We start from the raw sequence: 22,237 nt of genomic DNA on the forward strand, positions 1-22,237 counted from the left end.
TCAAAACAGCTCCGTCCTACTCCTCCCCCGGCTCAAGTCATCCACCATTCCCTATTAGCCCTCGAATCCGTCTGCTCCCGGCAGCTCAAGACGGATATGCTGAACAACAGGCCAGCACGGATGACGTCTCCTTTTCCCCGCACCCGCCTGTGGCTTATCAGACATGAGCTGCGCCAGATGATAATCCGCAGCACTGACCAGCCCTTTCACGATACAACTCGTTCCAAGCAAGGCATCGGCTGCTCCCGGAAAAGGCAAGCGTCCCCCATCATCCTGCACCCCTGCCTTCTCGCACACCTCTCCCATGCCTTGACGTTCTACCCCACCACACGCAGCCCCTTCCTTAGCCACAGCTTCTCCCGATCCAGCCCCGGTTGTACAACCGGCTTCCTCCAGCACCTGCCGCCCCCGCTGAATCAGTCCGTGCAGCTCCTGCCATCTCCCTGATCTTGCGCACCCTTCCAGCAAAAGTCCAAACGCATGCCAGCCCTCGTACACCCCGGCATAATCTGCCTCAGACATGTTATGTTCGAGTGCATTCTCTTTAGAGCTCTCGTTTCCTCTGCCTGCTGTGTTCCACCAGCCCGCCAGGCCGGGCTCCGCTTCAGATAACCCGTCTTTGCCCTCGCCTGTCTGTGCTCCTTTTCTCAACCATAGCGTAAAGGAATCCGACGCCCCATGCTCCTGCCCTTTCTTATTTTCCTGCCCTCCCCTACCTTGCTTATCCTCTGAAGCCATACTACCTTCTTTGTCTTCGAGCCACTTCATCCGTTCCAGCCAGCGGGCAGCCAAAGAGGCAAACACCCCTTTTTTTCGTTTCACGGTTTCGAGCTTCAACCGCGCTTTTCTCCAGTCTCCTCGCTGCACATGCAGAAAAGATTCGGCTACAGACCGCCTCTCCCTCGGCTCTCCGGAGGATACAGGCATCATCTCCTCAAGCAGCTCAAGAGCCGCATCGTAACAACCGCTTTGCTCCAGAATACCCAGAACCTTTGTCAAAGCCTCCTCCGAACGCAACGCAAAACGTGATTCAATCAGCGCGGGAATCTGCGGCTCCTGTCCTGATACCCGCATGATTCGAAATATGCGGTACAGCGGTGGCAGCAGACTGGCCTTGGCACGCACTGCTTCCACATAAGCATCCACCGCCCCCTCCAGATCGGCCTTTCCTTCCAGTAAACGCCCCAACGTGTACCACGTCTGATAAGTGCCGATGCCTTCTTCCGTGTGAAAAATCGCTGGAGGCGGCCCCTGCCGGACAGCTTCGCGAAGCGAAATCTCAGCCAGATCTGAATCCCCCAGAGCATCTGCACAGACCGCACGATGATGCATCAGGTCTGTGTATTCTGGAAACAGCTGCAAAGCCGCATTCACCCGCTCCATCGCCTCCGACCAGCGCTGCAGATGCTCCAGACAGCGAACCTCATATTTGAACAGCAGATGCGCATAGCTGGTTACTGCCGGATCAATCATCTCCCGAGCTGTACCAAACGATTCGAGCGCCTGCTCCGCTTGACCTAGACGCAAATACTCTACGCCAAGATTATAGTGATGGAACGGCTGATCGGGCTCCTCCGTCACCGCCTGCTGTAACAGACGCACATTGCGGTTCACCTTGTCTTTGCGCTCCACAATCACCGTCTGATACCCGTAATGGTGAATCACCATGTCCGTAACATGAAACGCAGCCTCAGGATTCCGCTCACAGATCGCCGCCGCAATCTGCTCATGAATTCGGCCCGTGAAGCGATGCTCAGGGGCGTTGCGAAACAGACGCAGCACCGGATTAACCGTCGCCCCCTGCTGACCCGAACCCGTATAATTGTGGATGTTTAAAAACAATCCGTCGCATCCGCTGACTGCCGTCCAGCTTCTGATCTGCTCCCGTGCTGCTGGTTCCAGCGCCTCGTCCGCATCCAGAAACAAAATCCAGTCGCCAGTGGCCCGCTCCAGACCAGCATTCCGTGCTGCGGCAAAATCATCGCACCACACAAACTCAACCACCATCGCGCCATACTTACGCGCTATTGCCACGCTGCGGTCCGACGAGCCAGTGTCTACTACAATGATCTCGTCAACCGCTCCGCGCACACTCTCAAGACAGCGCGGCAGCAACTCCTCCTCATCCTTCACGATCATACACAGCGATATCCGCTGCACCTTCTGATGCTGTGTCCGATGTTGCTCTGCCTGCATGGTGGTTCCTCCTTTCCCTGGCACGATATACGGTCCGCCAAGGCATACCCTCCGCTGTTCGTAGCTGCTGGATCAGGTTCCGCTGCCGGTCCGCCAGCACCGCAGCTTCCGGGATACGCTCCCGTTCCTGACCGATTAACTCAAGAGCAAGCTTCAAATAACAAACAGCCGCTCCAGCCCGAGCTTGGGTGAAGGCCGAATCACGCTCCAGTGCCTGTTCGAACAGCGATAACGCCTGTTCAACGTACCCCTTGGCATACAGCGTTTCCCCCAGCCAGAACAGCCCCTCTGCATCCAGCTCCCCTTCCGTCATACACTGAATCAGCATTTCGGCAGCCAGCATCGTATATCCGTGCCGAACCAGCAAACCAGCATACTGTCGAAGCGTTCTCATCTCCGTTCGCTTCCTCGGGGATATCATACATACCAACCGTTCATGCAGCTGCCGGGCAATCACCAGCTGACCGTTCTGTACGGCACGAATGACCATCTGGTTCGCTGCAACCTCCGTAGCTTCACTCCAATGCAGCAGCTGCTCATCCGCTGTTCCCGATACAGGATTACGGGCTGATGGATCAGGCCTGTACTCAAATAACAAACGGTCTGCTACCCTCCACATATCCCTTTCAAGTGAAGGGGCTGTAACGAGAAATGACGCAGATAACCGATTTCCGCTTGCCCAACAGGCCAGCGCCCAGTCACTTCTCTGTTCCGGATGAATCTGTTCAGTATTCTGCTGATCTTGCGTCCCCCATCTCTCTTCAGCGAGATGCCACGCATCTGTAATACGATCCGCGCACAGCATCCATTGAACGAGATCACCCGTAGAAATACCATTGTTACATGCCTTGTCATACGCAAGCAGCAGTGCCTGCTTGTATGCTCCGCAAGCAGCGAGGGCATAGACCATCGGAAGAAAACTTGTTTCGCTATCTGGAAGACTCGTAGAGCTGTGTATATTTCCAGATGGGGTAGGCTGTTGTCTCTGGCTCAGTCGGTTGAACAGGTCCAGCAGTTTTTCTGCAATCTGCTCATCTGAATAGCCCTGCTGCTGTAACGCTTCCGCCAGCCCCGTCCATGCCGCTTCATAATTGAACAGATGCTCCAATGCCAAGGTGTATAGACGAATTGACTCTTCCCCAAATCCCCGCTTTTCGGCAAGCTTTGCCATAGAGGTATAGGCCCGGTAACTGCCAGATCCCGCTTCGCTAACGTAAACTGGCTCTAACTCACCGTTGTGATTTTTCATCAGCTCAAATGGCTTGACACTACAGGTGCTCGCCCGTGCATAGGATTGATACGCTCGTTCCTCCAGACCTTGTCGCTCCAGAAGCTCACCATATAGCAAATGCAGATCAGGGTATTCTGGATAACGCTGACATTCGATGGATAGCAGTGTATGTGCTTCTTCGTAACGCTCCAGCGAACCAAGCACTTTAGCCATATCCTTCACAAGTGTTGGGCGATACGGTGCCTGCACTGAAGCAAGCCTTAGTGATTCATTGAACGCATCTACTGCCTGTTCGAGCTCACCCAGCTGGCAGCGGGCTACACCCAGATTGTACAGGTGAAACGGCTGCGCCGGTTGTTCCGCCAGTTCCTTCTGAATAAGGCGCAAGTTTCTCTTTGGTTTGTCACCAGAAGCAATCACTGATGCCAGATAACCATCATGTCCAAGACGCAGAGGTGCAAGTGGCTCTGAATCAAAGAATGTCTCTTCTTCACTTCCATGAGATGCATCCGAAACTTCAGATGAATCTCTTGTATGGATCTTAGGCGTGGCAGCACAGCGCTGCTCATGATCATCTGCACGAATCAACTGTTCATGGATACGTCCCGTGTATAGATAACCCTGATGTGCACGGAAAAGCCTTACCGGATAGGACATGACCTTGTCCCCTGGCCCTTCACCGAACTGATTTTCTATCGTTATACGCAATCTGGTAATGCTCTTATGGACGTTAGGCAACATTTCAATTAACTCCTCCAAACCTCCGATCACGTACTCGTCAGCATCCAGACAGAGTATCCATTCCGTCGTTGCCAAGGGAAGGCTGATATTTCTGGCTTGGGCAAAATGATCCTCCCATCGAGCGTGTAACACCGCTGCACCGTAAGCTCGGGCGAGATCTGGCGTCCGATCCGTTGAGCCCGTGTCCGTAATGAAGCATTCCAGATCTGTATGCCTCAGGCTGTTCAGACAGCGCGGGAGATATTTCTCTTCATTTTGCACAATCATATGAATGCCAAGTAACCGATTCTGCACCCACAGTCACCTCCAATACAAAAAAAGGTACATGAGTCCCGTCAAGCGGGCTCCATGTACCTATATGACAGCAAAGCTGGTTATGTGCCTTGTCCATTGAAGAACACGTCAATTGTGCTAGGTGCTCCGATCAGGCTTGAACGATAAGAGAGACGGGTATATTTCAAAAACCGCTGCGGCACCAGAACGTCTACAGAACCGGACAGAATACCCGTTACTGTAGCCACATCCGTATACCAGTTCGTTCCGTTAGCACTGATCTCTACCTGAGCATCTACTCTGTTTACACCTGGTCCCCTGTTATATACAAAGAAGGAGTAAGTACCGAATACGCTGGTTGTCACAGCAGGGAGCGGTGTGAACGTGTTAGCTGTCGGCGTAGAAACAATTTGATTTTCCTGAAAGCTTTTCTGCGAGATGGATGTTACGCTGCTGAGTGTTCCGGCTGTAATGGTTGCACCGAGCACACTTGTAATGGTTCCGTTCAGTAGGTTTGTTAGTGTGCCTGCTGTGATGGTCGCTCCAAGCACATTCGTGATTGTACCATTTAACAGGTTCGTCAGTGTTCCGGCTGTAATCGTGGCGCCAAGTACGCTGGTGATTGTTCCGTTCAGCAGGTTTGTTAATGTCCCCGCTGTGATCGTCGCTCCAAGCACATTCGTGATTGTACCATTTAACAGGTTTGTCAGTGTTCCGGCTGTAATCGTGGCGCCAAGTACGCTGGTGATCGTTCCGTTCAGCAGGTTTGTTAATGTCCCCGCTGTGATCGTCGCTCCAAGCACATTCGTGATTGTACCATCTAACAGGTTTGTCAACGTTCCGGCTGTCACTGTAGCACCTAGCACACTTGTGATTGTTCCGGCTGTAATCGTGGCGCCAAGTACGCTGGTGATCGTTCCGTTCAGTAGGTTTGTTAATGTCCCCGCTGTGATGGTCGCTCCAAGCACATTCGTGATTGTACCATCTAACAGGTTTGTCAACGTTCCGGCTGTCACTGTAGCACCTAGCACACTTGTAATTGTTCCGGCTGTAATCGTGGCGCCAAGTACGCTGGTGATCGTTCCGTTCAGCAGGTTTGTTAATGTCCCCGCTGTGATCGTCGCTCCAAGCACATTCGTGATTGTACCGTCTAACAGGTTTGTCAACGTTCCGGCTGTCACTGTAGCACCTAGCACACTTGTAATTGTTCCGGCTGTAATCGTGGCGCCAAGTACGCTGGTGATCGTTCCGTTCAGAATGTTGGTAATTGTGCCCGCATTAATGGTGACGGTAGTCAGACCGGATATGTTGCTGATCGTCCCGTCCAGAATAACACCTACGATGTTGCCGCTTGAATCCGTTCTGACGGGTTGGGCCGTGCCCGTACTATCCTGACCAAAAATGAGTGTTCTCAAGTTATCCGGATTTGTATTAAACGTTGTAAAGTTAGGCATGAGCCTCGTCCTCCTCCCTGGACAATCTGTGTAAAATAAAACTACCTTACGGCATACGCTGGGCCTGAAAGTAAACATCGAGCCGGGTGGGCTCGCCGGGTTTAACAGGCAGAATCACCAGCCGGGTATAATGCAGAAACCGTACTGGGACAAGCGCCTTCGTTTGACCTCCCTCGACCACTTCCTGGCTGTCCACTGCGTAATCCACAGCATTCGGGCTGATCTGAATCTGCACAAGCGCTGGATGTTTACCCCGATTCACCACACCATAGCTGTACATGCTTAGCCTTGAGGTATCCTGCGGCGGAAGTGCAACCTCGCCTCGGCCCGTCTCCGCTCCAGGGTAGGTATGCTCTGTAAAACAGTGAGTAGCACCAGGGAGTTTCGTGCGTGAGAAAGCACCCTGCTTGAACCGGGGACGGGTGATCCGGGAGCAGGGGGGCTTCAGCAGTTTGGCGCGGCGAGAACAACGGGATGGGCGGCGGCTGACATATTTGGTTGTGTGCTTTGTTTTCTTCTTGCTTTGCTTTGCTGTTCGACTCATCTCGATTTCCCCTTAAACAATGTGCTTAGGCATCGTATGCCTGATCCAGAGCTACGGGCACGGCAAATGCCGTTATTTGGAAATATACAATGAATTCCCAAACGCTAACTCTTTCTTTAACATACAATGCAGTAATAGGGACATGCGAAACAAGCCAAGGTTAAGTTTATGTATATTGGGTTTCATTCTGTCCAGAGGAGGTGCTTCGCAATGACTAATACCAATGTATTCAACCAATCCAACGGACCTTTATTCACACAACTGACGAATACGTTCACGACCCCGGGGATCGAAGCTCCACCCGACACGGGAGCCGCAGCGGCTGGCAGTTTTTTTGCCCTTACCACGAATAATGTCTCCATTCCCTCCAGCCAAAACCTGCTGCTGCAGATTGTGAATACTGCAGGCAGTGGCAGAACGATACGTCTATCCAGTCTGATGGGGGGCACCACAGCAGCCGCTACACTTGTCATCTACTCCGGGGGAACCGTGACCGTTGGCACAACGCCTGTACCTAGCAATACTTTGCTTGGCAGTTCCAATACCAGCATCGTATCAACAAGACAAAATACGGGCACTCTCGGCGGTACCTTTACAAGTCTCATCAGCATTCCGCTCACTGCAGGGCTATATTCATTGGATTTAAACGGCTCCATCGTTGTCCCCCCAGGCCAGTCCTTGTCCATCAGCTTGGGAACAGGAAGTCAGGTCGGCTCTATTAATCTGCTCTGGTGGGAATTTTAAGGCGAATCCGTTGAAAAAGGGGGTACATATCGTGCCAAACAATAATGTATTTAACCCATTGAATCAACCCGTCTATACGTCGAGCACCAACTCGTATACTTCTCCCGGTATTGTTGCCCCGCCTGAAAACAATGCCGGCAGCACAGGTAATCTGTACAATGCAGGCTCCACCAACTCTACTACGTTGGGGTTACTTGGGGGGAGTGTGACAGCCACACTGCAGCTCGCTAATCCAGCAGGTAGCGGAAAGACACTTTATGTTTCCCGATTGTCTGGTGGAATTACGGTGTCGCTTAGCCTGTTGTCTTCATTCAGCGGCACCATGACCCTGAGTGCCAACGGTACTCTTTCCTCCCCCAGCACACTCACTGCGATCAACAGCAACTTCTCCAGCAGCAACACAAGTATCGCTGTGGTTCGCTTCTCAACATCTGCTCCTTCCGGTGCTGCAACGCTGATTGCTATGCCGCTTCAGGTTGGTCCTTTTCAATCGAATGAGTCGGGCAGATATGTGATCTCTCCAGGTCAGGCGATTAATCTGTCCGTTACCGGATCACTCTCTGTTGCCGGACTGTTAGCCTCCACAACGTACTTCACCTGGTGGGAGAATTAACCGACATCTCGCCATGATCAAGCGGGTTGGCGTTGTACTCAAACCAAAAGCCACCTTCGGATGAACACCGAAAGTGGCTTTATAAATTGTCTTAGGTATACATCAGACCCAGGATTCGTTTATTTTGTTTAACTGTAATGACTGGATGGATAAGTACTACCTGAAAACGACCAATTTCTCTCAGATACGGAGCGTCCTTTAATTCAGTACGCATAAAATTCATCTGCGCCTCAACCGCTTCCCCGCTGCCACCCCACAGCTCAACAGACAATGCAGCAAGTCCAACAGGCAATCGAAAATACAGCAACTGCTTCGCTTCCATCACCTGATACGTTTCTTCCAGCTGCTTCTTGGCCTCCTGATATTGCCCCGTCTCGGCGTAGCAACCGAATGCAATCCGTCCTGCTCTCTATCGTTCACCTCTTCACCATACCATAGAAAAATCCCTTTGCGAAAATGCAAAGGGACTTGAATTGAGAACAATATTTCGTACATATATTCATACGTAAAGGTTAAGTTGGATTGGAGGTGTTCTAGCCTGGCTTCTATCCCAATACGACACGGTCGTCTGCCATCTTCTTGCCGCTAATCCGCTCAAACTCTCCAAGCAGCTCAGGCACGGTGAGTGTACGCTTGCGCTCTTCACTGACATCAAGAATGATTCGCCCCTTATCCATCATGATCAGACGGTTTCCAAGACGGATGGCCTGCTCCATATTGTGCGTCACCATAAGCGTGGTCAGTCTCATCTCGCGTACAAGCGTCTCCGTAAGCTCTGTAATCAGCTCTGCACGAGCTGGATCAAGTGCTGCGGTATGCTCATCCAGCAGCAGAATTTGTGGCTGTGTGAAGGTTGCCATCAGCAGGCTGAGCGCTTGTCGTTCCCCGCCGGACAGGAGACCTACCTTGGCATTCGGACGTTTCTCCAGACCAATACCCAGCTTCTCCAGCTGCGTGTTGAAAATTTCCCGTCTGGCACGTGTTACCCCGAATCCGAGCCCACGTCCCTTGCCACGTTTGTACGCCATCGCCATGTTCTCTTCGATGGACATATGCGGTGCGGTTCCGGCCATCGGGTCCTGAAAGACCCGGCCAATCCAGCCGCTGCGGTTATGCTCTGGCAGATTTTTGATCGAGCGGTCATTGATTAGTACATCGCCCATATCCGGCTTCATCACACCTGAGATAATGTTCATCAGAGTCGATTTACCAGCTCCATTACTGCCAATGACCGTTACGAAATCACCTGGGTTCATCGTCAGATTCACACCAACCAGCGCCGTTTTCTCGTCGGTCGTGCCTGGATTAAACAGTTTCGTAACTTGAGTAATCTCCAGCATACTACATGCCCCCCTTCGCCTGTTGACCGCCTGAACGCATCAGCTCTTCGGTTCGTTTGCGAGCGAGACTGCGCTGCTTCATGGAACGCTGCATCGTTGGGAAGACAAGAGCAATAATAACGATTACGGCGGTGATCAGCTTCAGATCGGAGGTATTGAACCAATCCACCTGCAGTGCAAGTGCCACCACAATCCGGTAAATGATCGAACCAACGACAGCCGCCAGCGTCGCCCAGAATACCGTTCTGGCACCGAGGATTGCTTCGCCAATAATAACGGAGGCCAGACCAATGACGATCATACCGATGCCCATCGTAATATCAGCGAACCCGGATTGCTGGGCAATAAACGCCCCCGACAAGGCCACCAGACCATTGGACAGGCTGACACCAATAATGGTGGTCACATCCGTATTCGCGCCAAAGCTGCGAATCATACGTTTGTTATCCCCTGTAGCGCGGAGCGCGAGTCCGATATCCGTTTTCATAAACAGATCAAGCATGATTTTAAATACCAGCACAATGATAATAATCAGCACCATAACGTGTTCGCCTGAGAATGGCGTTTCCATGCCCATAATTGATTTATTCGGTGCACCGAGAATACGCATATTGATTGAATATAGCGCGATCATCATTAAAATCCCGGACAACAGCCCGTTAATTTTGCCTTTGGTATGCAGCAGACCCGTTAGAGCTCCAGCCACCATACCGCCAGCCATTGCCGCTAAACAGGCCAGCCAAGGAGAGTAATCATTGGAGATCATGACCGCCGCAATAGCGCCTCCTGTGGTAAAACTTCCGTCTACGGTAAGATCGGGAAAATCAAGAATGCGGAATGTAATATACACACCCAGTGCCATCAGTGCATATAACAGCCCCAGCTCGATTGCCCCTTCAATGGAATTCCAACTTATACTCACACTGCTTCCTCCCTGTCTATCTCTACCCGAAAAGGATGAGGCGAACACGCCTGCATGTCCGCCTCGCATCCTTCTGTCGGATTATTGCCATCCCATCGGATGTCCGAAATAAGCTATTTCAATGTTTATTTAATAATGTTGTTTGCTTGATCTTTCACTTCGGCCTTCATCTCATCCGTTACCGTAATGCCTTGAGCTTCAGCAGCCTTCAAGTTCAGGATCAGATCCAGCTTGTCCGGCACGGTAACCTTCATGTCGCCCGGCTTTGTACCATTTTTCAGGATGTCCGCAGCCATCTCACCGACTTGATACCCGTGGTCATAATATTTGAAGCCAACCGTTGCAAAAGCACCCTTCTCTACCGTATCCCGGTCACTGGAGAAGAACGGAATTTTGTTGCTGTTCGCCGTCTGGATGATGGTATCCACTGCACTGACAACGGAGTTATCCAGTGTGATGTAGAACGCATCAACCTTGCCTACCAACGAGTCTGTCGCTTGTTTAACTTCCGATGTATTGGTTACTGGCGCTTTGACCAGCTTGATATTGTGTGTTGCCAAAGCCTTCTCTGCATTGTTAGCCATAACAACTGCATTCGGCTCCCCTTCATTGATAATCAGTCCCACTGTCTTCACATTTGGCATATTTTTGGCGATAAAATCAGCCAATTGCACGATAGCCTCCGGATTCGTATCCGATGCACCCGTAACATTGCCACCCGGCTTGTCCATGTCACTCACCAGCTTGGCTCCGAGAGGGTCTGTTACAGCTGCAAACAGAAGCGGCTTGTCTTTGACTTGCTGAGCAAGAGCGAGTGCAGATGGAGTTGCAATGCCGAGTACGAGGTCGTTCTTGGAATCACCTGCAATCTTCTGTGCAATGGACAGGTTGTTCGTGGAATCTCCCTGTGCATTGTTGTAGTCGATCTTGAGATTTTTATTCTCTTCAATGCCCGCATCCTTCAAGGCCGCAATGAAGCCTTCACGTGTCGCATCCAGCGATGGGTGTTCAACAATCTGGGAGATGGCAATCTGATACGATTTCTCCGCACTTCCCCCGCCTGTTGTACTGTCTGATCCTTTAGATTCCGAGCCTGAACCGCTGTTATTTCCGCAACCTGCTGCTACGATCATCGAAGCAGCCATCATCAGTGACATCCAAAATTTCTTTTTCATCTGTAAAGAACCCCTCTCCATCTTTTAAAATGTGCCTTCTCCTTGCGTTCGGTTACTTGTCTCCTCAGGTACGATAGAGCGGGACAAAACGAACGCTTCAACGCATTGTTGCTTTGATCGACAAAAGCAGACAAATCTAGACTTTTGGCATGCGACTGAAGTCCATGCCGTGTTGCTGTTCTATTGTTTTCCTAATATTAAAGTGCATCTTGGCTTCCGTCAATGGTTGAAACGCTTCCAACTTCAATCGGAAGGAATAATATGATAGATTACTTTACATAGCATTAAAAAAGACAACTCGTAAAATATACGAATTGCCTTTCTATTGAATCATGTAGGTGAACTAACCTACTGAGTTTATTTATTTTGTTGGATGTTTTTTAGTTCAGAAGAGCTTAGACCTGTCGCTTTGATAATAATCTCCTCATCAAGGCCCAGAGCCAGCATATTTTGTGCAATTTTGCGTTTGCTCTCAGCTTCACCTTCTTTCATTCCTTCTTTCATTCCCTCTTTAAGCCCTTCCTCAAGGCCCTTTTTCAGCCCCTCTTCTCGAGCTCCCTCAATCATCGAGGCCTCATCTCGTAGAAACTTTTGTCGTGCCTCGTATTCTTGACGCGCCTGTTCATCCTGACTTAGAAACTCGAGCACACTCATGGCTTTTTTCAAAGCAGGTTCCAATTCATTCATCATAAACGCCTCCCAGCTAGATTTGGTGATCCCCTTCAAAAATAATAACCAGCGCACTAATCCGTCATCCATCTTGATGTTGTTATCGTTTAATTTAGGAATTTCCATAAAATGAATTTCTAAATCATCTGTTAGCGGTATATGGGTATGATCTTCTTTTAGATGAAAAATGTTGTGATACTGATCGTTAGGAAGCATACTGAAATTTATAATATTGATGGTTACACATTTCTTAAGTTCATTATAACGCTGTCCTTCAAGTAATTGTCCAGAGAATTGTTTGCCCCAATAAAACAATGTTCTTTTCTCTAAATCATACTGGTTAAACAACTGCATTTCCACATTAATGAGTTTACCCTTATCTGTTTTTGCGTGAATATCCAGTATGGACTGTTTCTCTCTCGGAGTATTCTTGTCCGTGTATGGGTTCAGTAAAACGATCTCTGTTAAAAGAGATTCTCCTGCATTCTTGAAGGTTTGATTAAGAAAAGCTAAAAGTACATCCTTGTTATCTTCACTTCCGAAGATTCGCTTGAACACATAATCATTTTTGGGATCAAGAAGTTCGCTCATTATTGTTCTCTCCTATGCGCAAATTTAACAATATATATCTGCTCGGTGTGGGACAGATATAAAGATGCGATGCACTGGATGTTAAATTAATTATAACAGGTTTAGTCCAAATAACATACGTAAATACGCTTCTAAATTCGCAAAAAAGTCATTATAAACACAAAAAAAGACAGCCTCCACCAATAGAGACCATCTCTTTATCCCATATATCAAACGTCCACACGTCTCATTCAGTTCCCTGATACCTCACGAATCTGATACTTGCACTTCTTGCCGCCATCGGCGTAACATTCGGTGCGCTCTACATCGGCCTGTAGTAGCGAGCGAAACAGCTCCAGCTCGCAGCGACAAGCCTGTTTGTATACACTCGCAACTTGTACGATTGGGCAGTTCAGCTCCGTGATAACATACGTGCCATCCTCTTCTCTGGATGCCCCCGCCATATAACCGTTGGCATTCTGGATACGTGCCAATTCCTCGACACGTCCGGCAAGATCATGGCCTTCCATCTGCGGCAAGCCACTGCGAAGCAGCTTGTCACGGCGGCCCTCGAAGAGTGCATCCACCACGGTACTGCCTGCCGTATCAGACAATTCATCAAGCAGTTCCAGTGTAAGGGATGAGTATGACTTCGGGAAATAGCTGTCCCCACGATCCGTCAGATGATATACCGAGGATGGGCGTCCAGCGGTTGCGCGAGCCTCGCGTACCTCGATCCATCCATCCTGCTCCAGTGCTGTCAGATGACGACGAATCGCCATACCAGTCAGCCCCAGCTCCCCCGTGATCTCGCGGGCGGTCATCGTTCCTTGCTGCTTCAGCATGAACAGAATCCGTTCACGCGTTGTACGTTCTTCTTCACGCTTCACGTTCAGCACCTGCTCTCCTGCTTATGCGTGTACGGGCGCTGCCTCCCGGCAAGCATCCGAGCAAAAGCGGTTATGCGTCTCTTCGCAATCCTCACAGCATACATGCTGCAGGTTGCAGGTCGGACAGTTAATATATCGGTCATGTGTCGTGCCACAGTGATAACAGCTGGCAATGACAATATCCTCATCCGTGCGGTTAATTGGCACTGAGATCCGCTCATCAAACACATAACATTTGCCGTCAAACAAATGTCCCTGCACCTCCGGGTCTTTCCCGTAAGTTACAATGCCACCTTCCAGCTGAGCAACATCCTGAAATCCTTCCTTGATCATAAACCCGGTCAGCTTCTCGCAGCGAATACCACCAGTGCAATACGTAATAATCTTTTTGTCCTTCATGTCGCCCAGATTTTCCCGAATCCATTCCGGGAATTCACGGAATGATTCCACATCGGGACGAATGGCTCCACGGAAATGACCAATCTCATACTCGTAGTCGTTACGACCATCAATGACGATGACATCCTCCCGCTGCAGATGCTCATGGAATTCCTTCGGCGAAAGGCGTTTACCGCTGATCTCATTCGGATCAAGCTCTTCATCTACGCGGAATGTCACCAGCTCTGCCTTATGACGCACAAAGATTTTTTTGAACGCATGCTCCTGCACATCGTCAATCTTGAACACCATATCCTTGAAAAGCGGGTTGGCAAGCATATCCTTCATATATTGCTCTGTCTGTTCAGGCGTTCCCGATACCGTACCGTTGATACCCTCGGAAGCAATGAGAATACGGCCTTTCACTCCCAGGTCTTTACAGTATTGCAGATGCTCCTGCGTAAACGTCTCGGGGTCTTCAATCTTCACGAACTTATAATATAAAAGCACGCGGTACGCGCTGTTACACATGTACATCACCTGTTCCTCTTCCATGTTGTTGGCCGGTTCCTCCGGCGAGCCACCTACGTTGCACCCTGACTTGCAAAAAAAGAAAAGAAACAGCCGCCCGAAACATCGTCCCGAACTGCTGTCTACCATTCGATTATATATTCCTGCATACTAGTTTATCGGAAGCGCAAGGACTTAGTCAATATAAATGTATAGAAAGGCATGAAAGATATGGAACGCACTTCTGTTCAGCCCCTATTCTGAAATCGTAATGATGGAGGTTACAAAGTGGTACGTTTCATTTTCCATCACCGATTGTGACAGTAAAATTTTGTTTCCCTGCGGGCTCCAGGCTAATGCATCAGCCACATTGTCCATATCTGCGGAGATCTGGAATTGCTCTGCGGATTCTGTATTGGAAACAAATAATCCCTTTTCATTATCCTTATCGGAATTAATCGTATACGCAATCTTGGAGTCGTCACCCGACCAGCTTGTGCCAAAAATCTGTGTGCCTCTGGCAAGTGTGGCCTTTTCATTACCTTCCAGGTCGGTGAGCACCAGCGCCCGTTTGGTATCCGCTGTTCTTTTTACAATCGCAAGCCTTGTTCCGTCGTTCGAAGGAATAACCCATTCCACGCTTTTGAGCACCTGTCTCACTTCACCGGTCTTTGCATCATAAGCATTCAGCTGGCCGTCTTCTCCGGTAATGTAATAGATCACGTTGTTCGACACCTTGATGCTGCTCACATTAAAGCTACCCGTCTCTACCAGCACCTTTGTGCTGCCATCCAGTGCAGCCGAGATCAGATCCCCTTTCATATTGGCAAAAACAACATGTTCATTATCCAGCCAGGCACCTTCCTGAATAAATCCATCCTGTTTGCCAGCCGCAACGGCTTCTCCGCTCTGCAGGTTCAGAATGAAGGGCCAGCCTGTCGTTTCCTCTGTCTCCCAATAGAAGAGATGCTGTCCATCCGGTGACACCTGCGGCGCTCCCAAATTGACTTCACTTTCCTTGAGCAAGGTGTCCGTACCTTTCGTCAGATCAACCATGTACAGGTTATGAGGGTACCGTTCCTCCCCCTCTACACGGACAGATTTCATGGATGTGTTTTCTTTATCTGTGATGATCTCGCTCTCGCTCAACCAGGCTACTCCGCGCATATTAGGCAATTTATCTATTTTCTCAAGCTTAAAATTCTGGTATACGGACGTATTGGTGTTATCTTTCACGGTAATATCTGTACCTGTTTTCGCTCCTTGTGTATTTCCAGATGGCTCTATCGTATTTCCACACGCAACAGTTGTTAACAGGGCGACTGCCCCCAGTGCTCCAAACGCCGCTTTCATGCAATTCATCATCTCATGGTCCCCCTCGGTCTCTGATGTATATAGACCAATCATAAGGCTGGCATACTTCCAAAGTTATTCAGACTTGTTTCCAACTTGTAAACTTGTATCTATATCTGGTTCTGACAGCGGGAACACGAGTTGGAATGTTACACCATCTTGATGCTCTTGATCGCTCGGCAGCAAGGTAATGGTTCCGCCCTGCTTCTCCACAAACTGCTTGACGAGGGATAGACCGAGTCCCGTTCCGCCTGTTTTTCGAGCCCTGTCCTTGTTAACGGTGTAAAAAGGTTCAAAAATCTTCTCCTGTGCCTCTTCGGGAATTGGCGTACCTGAGTTATAGATGTGAATGACCACTTGCCGCTCCTTCATCCGCAGTTCATTCTCAACCCTGATCATACCTCCATGAACGTTATACTTGATCGCATTATCCAATAGATTGATGAAAATATGCATCAGACTCTCCCGGTCACTGTGAATGACAGCAGGCTCAAGTCTCAATTCCATGTTTAGCGCAAACTTCTCCACCTTGCCTCGCATTCGTCCACAAGCATCCTCCAGCAATGCAGCAATCTCCACATCCTCCGCCTGATTCTCAAAATCATATTTTTCAAGCGCAGACAGATGCAGTACCTTCTCCACCATTTCATATAAGCGTTCGGTTTCTTTACCGATATTATTCGTGGCATCGTCCAGCAGTTGCGGATCATCCTTGTACATACTCAGCAGCTCCACGTATGCCTTAATGGATGTCAGTGGTGTCTTGAACTCATGGCTGATATTGCCGATATATTGTTTCTGCTGCTGCTCCAATGCCTGCAGCTTCTCAATCGCCAGCTGAAGCTTCTGCTGCTCGGCATGCATCGCCGTAATATTCTGCTGAATAGATGTGCTCATATAATAGATGCCTTGCCCCAGATCACCCAGCTCATCCTTACGCTTGACCGGAGATTCGGTGATGTAGTTCCCTGCTTGAATCGAGGCCGCTGATTTTTTCAATCGGGTAATCGCTACAGCAAAGCGGTTGAAGAATAGATAGCCGAGAATGAAGCTGAGCGCAACTACCGTGATGCCTGCCCATATAAACAGCTGAAGAATCCGCGCATAAAAGTCATGATAACTCTGCACGGAATATTGAATCCAGATCACACCAATCTGTCCCTCGGGACCATCCAGCGGCGCAGCATAAAGCAGGGTATCCCCCTGCTCATGGTAGGCTATTTTATTTTGTAATGCATAATTCAGTGTCTCCTGTATAAGTTCGCTCTCACCTGGAGCAAAAGACGCTCCCACCTGTTTGCCACTCATGTCATACAGCGCAATGGGCAAACCTGTCGAGTCGGCAAGTGCCTTTGTCAATCTGCGCCCATTCTGCTGCAGGAACAATTCCGGCTCCAGACGCACCGCCTCTGTATAGTATGCTTGGCGAACATTCAAATTGACCAGCCGCGTCTGCTGCGCCAGAATCCCTTCAACCTGTGATTGCTGATTAAGCTCAATCCCTCGCAGCACAAGAGAACTCAGCACAACCACGGTGAGAATAAGCAGTGCCGCCAGAAATACACTGAATTTCAGCTTGATGCTTACTCTCATGACATCCCGCCTGCTTCAGGGGCAGCCGCCTTGTATCCAATGCCATACACCGTTTGCAGCATTTGCTGGTCGGTGTCCCCGATTTTTTTGCGCAAACGCTGGATATGAATGTCTACCGTCCTTGTGCCGCCCGCATACTCCATGCCCCACACCCGGTCAAGCAGATCATCCCGTGTATATACCCGTTCTGGATTGGACATCAGAATGGTCAGCAGATCGAACTCCTTTGGCGTTAGGTCCAGCTTCTCTTCACCCACTGTCACTGTGCGGTGAGCAACATGTATACGCAGTGCTCCATTCACAATGGCCTGACTTTTGGCATCGTCCTGCGGCTGACTCGTTTTCTCCACTCGACGCATCAGTGCCTTCACGCGGGCCAGCAGCTCGCGAATTTCAAACGGTTTGGTCATATAATCATCTGCACCCATTTCAAGGCCGACAATTTTATCAACAAGCTCATTTTTGACGGTCAGCAAAATAATGCCGATATCCTCGCGATCCTCCAGCCTGCGGCAAACGCCATATCCATCCAGCTTCGGCATCATCACATCCAGAATCATGACCTGCGGATGAAATGAGGCTACCTTGACTAGAGCTTCTTCGCCGTCATTCGCCGTCTCTACTTCATAACCTTCACGCCGAAGGGCATAGGCAATAGCACTGACAATGCTGGATTCGTCATCAACAACAAGCACTTTTCTATTCATCGGATTCATCCTTTTTATCTCTGTCATAAGTTATGGGTTTATGTTAACAAGATCGCGAATATTACGCCATGAAAGTTTATTGGTTTACAGCAGTAGGCAAGTATGATCTAACCTGCACGCTGCCCTTTTTCTTTTTATACCCCAAAGACAGCAAAAAGAGCCATTCCACAGATGGATTGGCCCATGTATTCTGATCCTCAATCAATGAAACTACAGCAGCAGCTTCCGAATTTCCTCTTCGGAAAGCTGTCGCCTGATTTCTTATTCCTCAAACGATAGATTTAACGGCTCGTCCGACATCTCATATTCCGTCTCCATATGGGTCACAGATGTGTTCAGATCCACTTCCTCGAAGCGGAAGCTGTCCACCCATACTTTTCCTTTACCATTCAGGATCACCCCGAACGAAATGACTGCGCTCTCTGTCGGCACATCCAGCACAATGCTGTACTGATTCCATGGCTGTGTACCCGTAATCGGCCTGTTGTGCATATTATCAAACTGCAGCACATCGTGGACATGGTTATCCACACGCATCCATAGTCCGCAGAAGGAATCCACACGGTCGGTTTTGACAAAACCAGTCAGCTTCATCCGTTTACCAACGTATTTATCTGCCCTGAACTGCTGCATCATCGTAGCAAACTCGTTCGGCTCCATCGGTGTAACGGCCTTGAGATAGCCCGAGGCTTTCCCTTGATGTACCTCCGCAGGGTCAATGCCCATCTCATAGTTTTGCGGGTGACTTCCAGTTAACATCCAGCCTTTGATTGTCGTTGCATCATTCATCTGTAACTCTCCTCCTCTGGTTTTTCCAGTAAACAGCCTCAAATCAAATAATTTGCGAAAACGCCCTGGCGGCATGCCATACATTTTGCGAAAAGCACGAGTAAACGCTTCCTGACTTTCAAATCCACAAGCAAGAGATATATCCAGAATCCCTGTATCCGTAGAACGAAGCGCAGTAGAGGCCAGACTCATTCGGCGATAACGAATGTAATCGACCACGGTCATTCCTACCTCATCCCGGAATACGCGGTGATAGTGATATGGCGACAACAGCGCCTTCGAAGCCACAGCTTCCAGTCCTATCTCCTCATGCAGATGGTTTTCGATATAGAACAAGCTGTCTTGAATCATCTCCTGATATCGGCTCAATCGAGGATGCCTCCTTCCATATCCTTACTATACGTGTTCGCGCAGGAGCCGTTTTGATCATTTTTGCGGAAAACAAAAAAAGAAGAGCCAGGGTATCTTGCCCTGCACGGGCAAGTGATATCTTTCGGCTTCTTCTTTGTTTAGTGATTATTAAATCTATAAGCAATATGTACCCCATTATTCCCTTTTGAACTTTTATTCAACACCCAAACCTACCCCAATACACTCACATCCTCGGTCCTCTTCCTAGTCATATAAAGTTTAGGATTTGATTCCAGAATTGACTAATCTATTGTTTTCAGGAGCAGCATGACTGGCTACTTGCTTCTGGCAATTATAAAGATGTCAACCGCATAACGGATAAATCATCGCCTTCTACAGTGCTTTATTAAAATTCATTCATCTGGATTTTCTCTAAAAATGTGGATAAATGATTCCCTTGAGGATTTCCTTATATTTCCAGGAATATGACCTCTTCATCACTGTGTATGATATGTCAAATAATGTAATTTTAAATTAATTTTGTTGAGTTAAGAAAGAAATTTACTTTTGTAATGCTGTGCACAATGTTGCTACTAGCTGGTATATTAATACCTTATTCTAAAGTAAGTGCTGGATCTGATAATTTACTCTTCAAGATGCCAAACGGTGGCTCATGGAAGTATACAACTATGGATGCTAACTATGTAAAAAAATGGGATGGTCTAATTACGATTTTAGAACCCTTGAGGTTGTGCAAGAAATGACATATTTATCTCCAGCTACAGTCCAAATTATGGCGAATGACCTAGGAAACAAAGTTGGGTTAACTATGACAAAACAAGGACTTAAATTAGCAGTAGAAACCGCGGCATCGTCTGGAATTACAGCTGCCAAAAACAAGCTAATTGCAAAATATGGTTCCTCTACAGCTGCTAAATTTATCCCTTATCTTAATATCTTAGCTTGGTCATACACAGCATATGATCTCTTTTCAACAATTAATGATGGTAGAAGCTTGAAAAGACTTACAGATGCAGCTAAAGCAGGAAAAGGACTGATCTATAAAAATTACACAAATGGATCTGGTGATGGATGGTATCTATGGGACGGTAGCTCAAAATATGGTGAGTATCCATATGCAGTATTAAACCCCAATAAATATCAATTAGGCACAGTAAAAATCAACTAAAAAATGGCCCCTTTCCTTCCATTGAGGATAGCGGGCCATTTTTGTGTAAGAAACCAAAGTTTTCAAATGGACATACTAATTTTTTATCTTTATTCTAATGTATACAGCTAGACCGGCAACTCCTGTTGCTACCGCAGATTCAATCTGTAAGTCGGCGAGTTCCGACAAATCTGTAGGCACATTATAACATATCCTATACATATAGTATAAAAAAATGATTATAGCAATAATTAAAAAGACATTTGCGATTTTTTTTTCAAAAAAGATCAATTCCTCTCAAAATATACTATTATTTGTAAGTCTATAATAACAGATGAGGAACTACGATGTATTATTTCATAAACTATTTCTTCTAATATATATTAGACTGCCGGAACCGGCTGTGCACCAGCCTCTTCTTCATCATGCTCCACCAGCTCGTGTTTCTCCCATGCGCGGCTCTTCCAGCGGAAGTACATGATAACCGCACGCGTCCATTCGTCCGCAGCAATGGCAAGCCATACCCCTGCCAGCCCCAGATTCAACTGGAACACCAGCAGATATCCGAGTGGCAGACTCATGCACACCATGGAGATCAGCCCCATATATACCGGGAACTTGGCATCTCCTGCCGCACGTAGCGAACCGATGATGACAATGTTGCAGGTACGTCCGGTTTCAAGCACCAGACTGAGCAGAAGCACCTGAGCTCCAAGCCGTATAATCTCGGGATTATCCGTGAAAATGCCCATCAACGGCACGCGGAAAATAATAATAATCACGTCAATCACAATGGTCGCGAGCAGGGCCCATTTTACACTGTCGAAAACACGTTTGTATGCATCATCCTTACGACGCGCACCGACAAGCCGCCCAACTATAATGGACGTGCCCATTCCGATGGCCATACTGAACAAATAAATGTAGCTTGAAATATTGCCTGCATATTGCTTGGTGGCCATGGCTTCTGCGCCCAGATACGTCACGTATAGTGTAAATACGAGCTGGCAGGAGTGATATACCATAGATTCCATCGCAGATGGAATGCCGATTCGTAGAATTTTGCCAATAAAATGTTTGGACAGCTTGATATAGTATTCGAAATCTACACGTACCTCGCTCACACGATACAACAGCCAGAAGAAGATTAGCAAGCAGATGAAACGGCTTCCCACCGTCGAAATCGCTGCCCCTTCTACACCCAGCTTCGGCAAGCCAAAATGTCCAAAGATCAGGGCATAGTTGCCCACGACGTGAATCACGTTCATAAACACGGATACATACATCGTTTCCTTGGTATAACCGTGTGTACGAATGGTTGCCGCCAATGCATTAATGAGAGCCTGCAGGAAAATCCCGCCACCAACGATGCTTATATACGAACGAGCATAATCATAAATTTCACCTTGTATATTTAAAAGCGACAGCAAGTGTCCACCAAACACCAGGAAGATCACACTCAGGATTAATCCGACCGCTAGGTTAAGCGTAATGGCGTTACCTGTAACCTGTGCGGCTTCTGTCAGCTTTTTCGAACCGATATATTGGGCTACAACGATAGCAGCACCATGTCCAATGACTTCAAGTACAAGAATCGCAATCGAGATAATCTGGTTAGCCGCACCCACTCCGGAGACGGCATTGTCCGACACAGAACTAAGCATGAGCGTATCTACGCTCCCCATCAACATAAACAAGAAGAGTTCCAGGAATATAGGCCAGGTCAGCCGAATAAGCTTCAAATCCTGGGCATCTGAACGGAGGGACTCTTGGTTCGAGGATATTGCTGTCATTTTCTCACCTTTCCAACGTGGGCTTGATTTCATAGGGTATGTTAGCACAGGTGGTTTGAAAATGCAGTATTTTTACGAAAATAATTGAAATTATTTTGAAAATTCCAGAAATAGGTATTTTGTCGTTTTCATAACATCTTCTATCCGTCACGCTAGATAACTCTCTAAGACATCAGAATATCATGTTACAGACATAACAAAACCCTCCCACTACGCTTGTCACGCGTTTAATG

General features: G+C 48.3%; 19 protein-coding genes. 3 read left to right on the forward strand and 16 right to left on the reverse strand.

Features of this window, described 5'->3' with window-relative positions; translation table 11 throughout:
* Window positions 1-54 precede the first annotated feature (54 nt).
* The 4 genes from DFQ00_RS07435 to DFQ00_RS07450 all read right to left on the reverse strand — a co-directional run bounded on the left by DFQ00_RS07435 (window position 55) and on the right by DFQ00_RS07450 (window position 6,439).
* Window positions 55-2,196, reverse strand: coding sequence for a tetratricopeptide repeat-containing glycosyltransferase family 2 protein (locus DFQ00_RS07435; RefSeq protein WP_110895831.1), 2,142 nt, complete (start codon window positions 2,194-2,196; stop codon window positions 55-57).
* A complete protein-coding gene (locus tag DFQ00_RS07440) occupies window positions 2,123-4,462 on the reverse strand; it encodes a glycosyltransferase (protein WP_110895832.1) in 2,340 nt (779 codons plus the stop codon). Before DFQ00_RS07440 ends, DFQ00_RS07435 begins: the two co-directional genes overlap by 74 nt.
* 80 nt (window positions 4,463-4,542) lie before the next feature.
* On the reverse strand, window positions 4,543-5,895 hold the full coding sequence (locus DFQ00_RS29790) for a DUF6385 domain-containing protein (protein ID WP_244213723.1): 1,353 nt from the start codon (window positions 5,893-5,895) through the stop codon (window positions 4,543-4,545).
* A 46-nt stretch (window positions 5,896-5,941) separates the two neighbouring features.
* Complete coding sequence (locus tag DFQ00_RS07450) at window positions 5,942-6,439, reverse strand: DUF6385 domain-containing protein (RefSeq protein ID WP_110895833.1); 498 nt, start codon at window positions 6,437-6,439, stop codon at window positions 5,942-5,944.
* Between the two features lie 210 nt (window positions 6,440-6,649).
* On the opposite strand from DFQ00_RS07450, the gene DFQ00_RS07455 reads away from it, so the two are divergent.
* Both DFQ00_RS07455 and DFQ00_RS07460 read left to right on the forward strand, forming a co-directional pair.
* A complete protein-coding gene (locus DFQ00_RS07455) occupies window positions 6,650-7,183 on the forward strand; it encodes a hypothetical protein (protein WP_110895834.1) in 534 nt (177 codons plus the stop codon).
* A 31-nt stretch (window positions 7,184-7,214) separates the two neighbouring features.
* Entirely contained in the window at window positions 7,215-7,796 is a 582-nt protein-coding gene (locus tag DFQ00_RS07460) for a hypothetical protein (protein ID WP_110895835.1), read from the forward strand.
* A gap of 91 nt (window positions 7,797-7,887) precedes the next feature.
* On the opposite strand, the gene DFQ00_RS07465 is transcribed toward DFQ00_RS07460, so the two are convergent.
* The 11 genes from DFQ00_RS07465 to DFQ00_RS07515 form a co-directional block, all read right to left on the reverse strand.
* Window positions 7,888-8,118, reverse strand: coding sequence for a hypothetical protein (locus DFQ00_RS07465; RefSeq protein ID WP_110895836.1), 231 nt, complete (start codon window positions 8,116-8,118; stop codon window positions 7,888-7,890).
* Window positions 8,119-8,341: 223 nt separating this feature from the next.
* Complete coding sequence (locus tag DFQ00_RS07470; protein WP_110895837.1) at window positions 8,342-9,136, reverse strand: ABC transporter ATP-binding protein; 795 nt, start codon at window positions 9,134-9,136, stop codon at window positions 8,342-8,344.
* 1 nt (window position 9,137) lies between these two features.
* Window positions 9,138-9,998: an ABC transporter permease gene (locus tag DFQ00_RS07475; protein ID WP_244213729.1), complete on the reverse strand. Its 861-nt coding sequence runs from the start codon at window positions 9,996-9,998 to the stop codon at window positions 9,138-9,140.
* A 185-nt stretch (window positions 9,999-10,183) separates the two neighbouring features.
* Window positions 10,184-11,233: an ABC transporter substrate-binding protein gene (locus DFQ00_RS07480; RefSeq protein WP_110895839.1), complete on the reverse strand. Its 1,050-nt coding sequence runs from the start codon at window positions 11,231-11,233 to the stop codon at window positions 10,184-10,186.
* A 357-nt stretch (window positions 11,234-11,590) separates the two neighbouring features.
* Window positions 11,591-12,493 (reverse strand): Rpn family recombination-promoting nuclease/putative transposase, encoded by a 903-nt coding sequence (locus DFQ00_RS07485; RefSeq protein ID WP_110895840.1) that lies wholly within the window; start codon window positions 12,491-12,493, stop codon window positions 11,591-11,593.
* A gap of 230 nt (window positions 12,494-12,723) precedes the next feature.
* Complete coding sequence (locus DFQ00_RS07490; RefSeq protein WP_341866252.1) at window positions 12,724-13,362, reverse strand: helix-turn-helix transcriptional regulator; 639 nt, start codon at window positions 13,360-13,362, stop codon at window positions 12,724-12,726.
* Between the two features lie 21 nt (window positions 13,363-13,383).
* Window positions 13,384-14,271: an oxygen-dependent tRNA uridine(34) hydroxylase TrhO gene (trhO, locus tag DFQ00_RS07495; RefSeq protein WP_110895900.1), complete on the reverse strand. Its 888-nt coding sequence runs from the start codon at window positions 14,269-14,271 to the stop codon at window positions 13,384-13,386.
* Window positions 14,272-14,505: 234 nt separating this feature from the next.
* Entirely contained in the window at window positions 14,506-15,612 is a 1,107-nt protein-coding gene (locus DFQ00_RS07500) for a TolB-like translocation protein (RefSeq protein ID WP_208643762.1), read from the reverse strand.
* A gap of 66 nt (window positions 15,613-15,678) precedes the next feature.
* Window positions 15,679-17,196 carry a sensor histidine kinase gene (locus DFQ00_RS07505; protein WP_110895843.1) on the reverse strand — a complete coding sequence of 506 codons (1,518 nt, stop codon included), beginning with the start codon at window positions 17,194-17,196 and terminating at the stop codon, window positions 15,679-15,681.
* Window positions 17,193-17,903, reverse strand: coding sequence for a response regulator transcription factor (locus DFQ00_RS07510; RefSeq protein ID WP_110895844.1), 711 nt, complete (start codon window positions 17,901-17,903; stop codon window positions 17,193-17,195). The genes DFQ00_RS07505 and DFQ00_RS07510 overlap by 4 nt, the downstream gene beginning before the upstream one ends.
* A 261-nt stretch (window positions 17,904-18,164) precedes the next feature.
* Window positions 18,165-19,061, reverse strand: a complete 897-nt coding sequence (locus DFQ00_RS07515) for a helix-turn-helix transcriptional regulator (protein WP_244213724.1) — start codon at window positions 19,059-19,061, stop codon at window positions 18,165-18,167.
* 742 nt (window positions 19,062-19,803) lie between these two features.
* Between DFQ00_RS07515 and DFQ00_RS07520 the strand changes: the two genes are divergently transcribed.
* Window positions 19,804-20,232, forward strand: a complete 429-nt coding sequence (locus DFQ00_RS07520; RefSeq protein ID WP_167433630.1) for a hypothetical protein — start codon at window positions 19,804-19,806, stop codon at window positions 20,230-20,232.
* 362 nt (window positions 20,233-20,594) lie between these two features.
* Here DFQ00_RS07520 and DFQ00_RS07530 read toward each other — a convergent pair whose 3' ends face one another.
* Complete coding sequence (locus tag DFQ00_RS07530) at window positions 20,595-22,004, reverse strand: MATE family efflux transporter (protein WP_110895847.1); 1,410 nt, start codon at window positions 22,002-22,004, stop codon at window positions 20,595-20,597.
* Window positions 22,005-22,237: the final 233 nt, after the last annotated feature.

Source organism: Paenibacillus barcinonensis (assembly GCF_003217495.1).
Classification (GTDB): Bacteria; Bacillota; Bacilli; order Paenibacillales; family Paenibacillaceae; genus Paenibacillus; species Paenibacillus barcinonensis.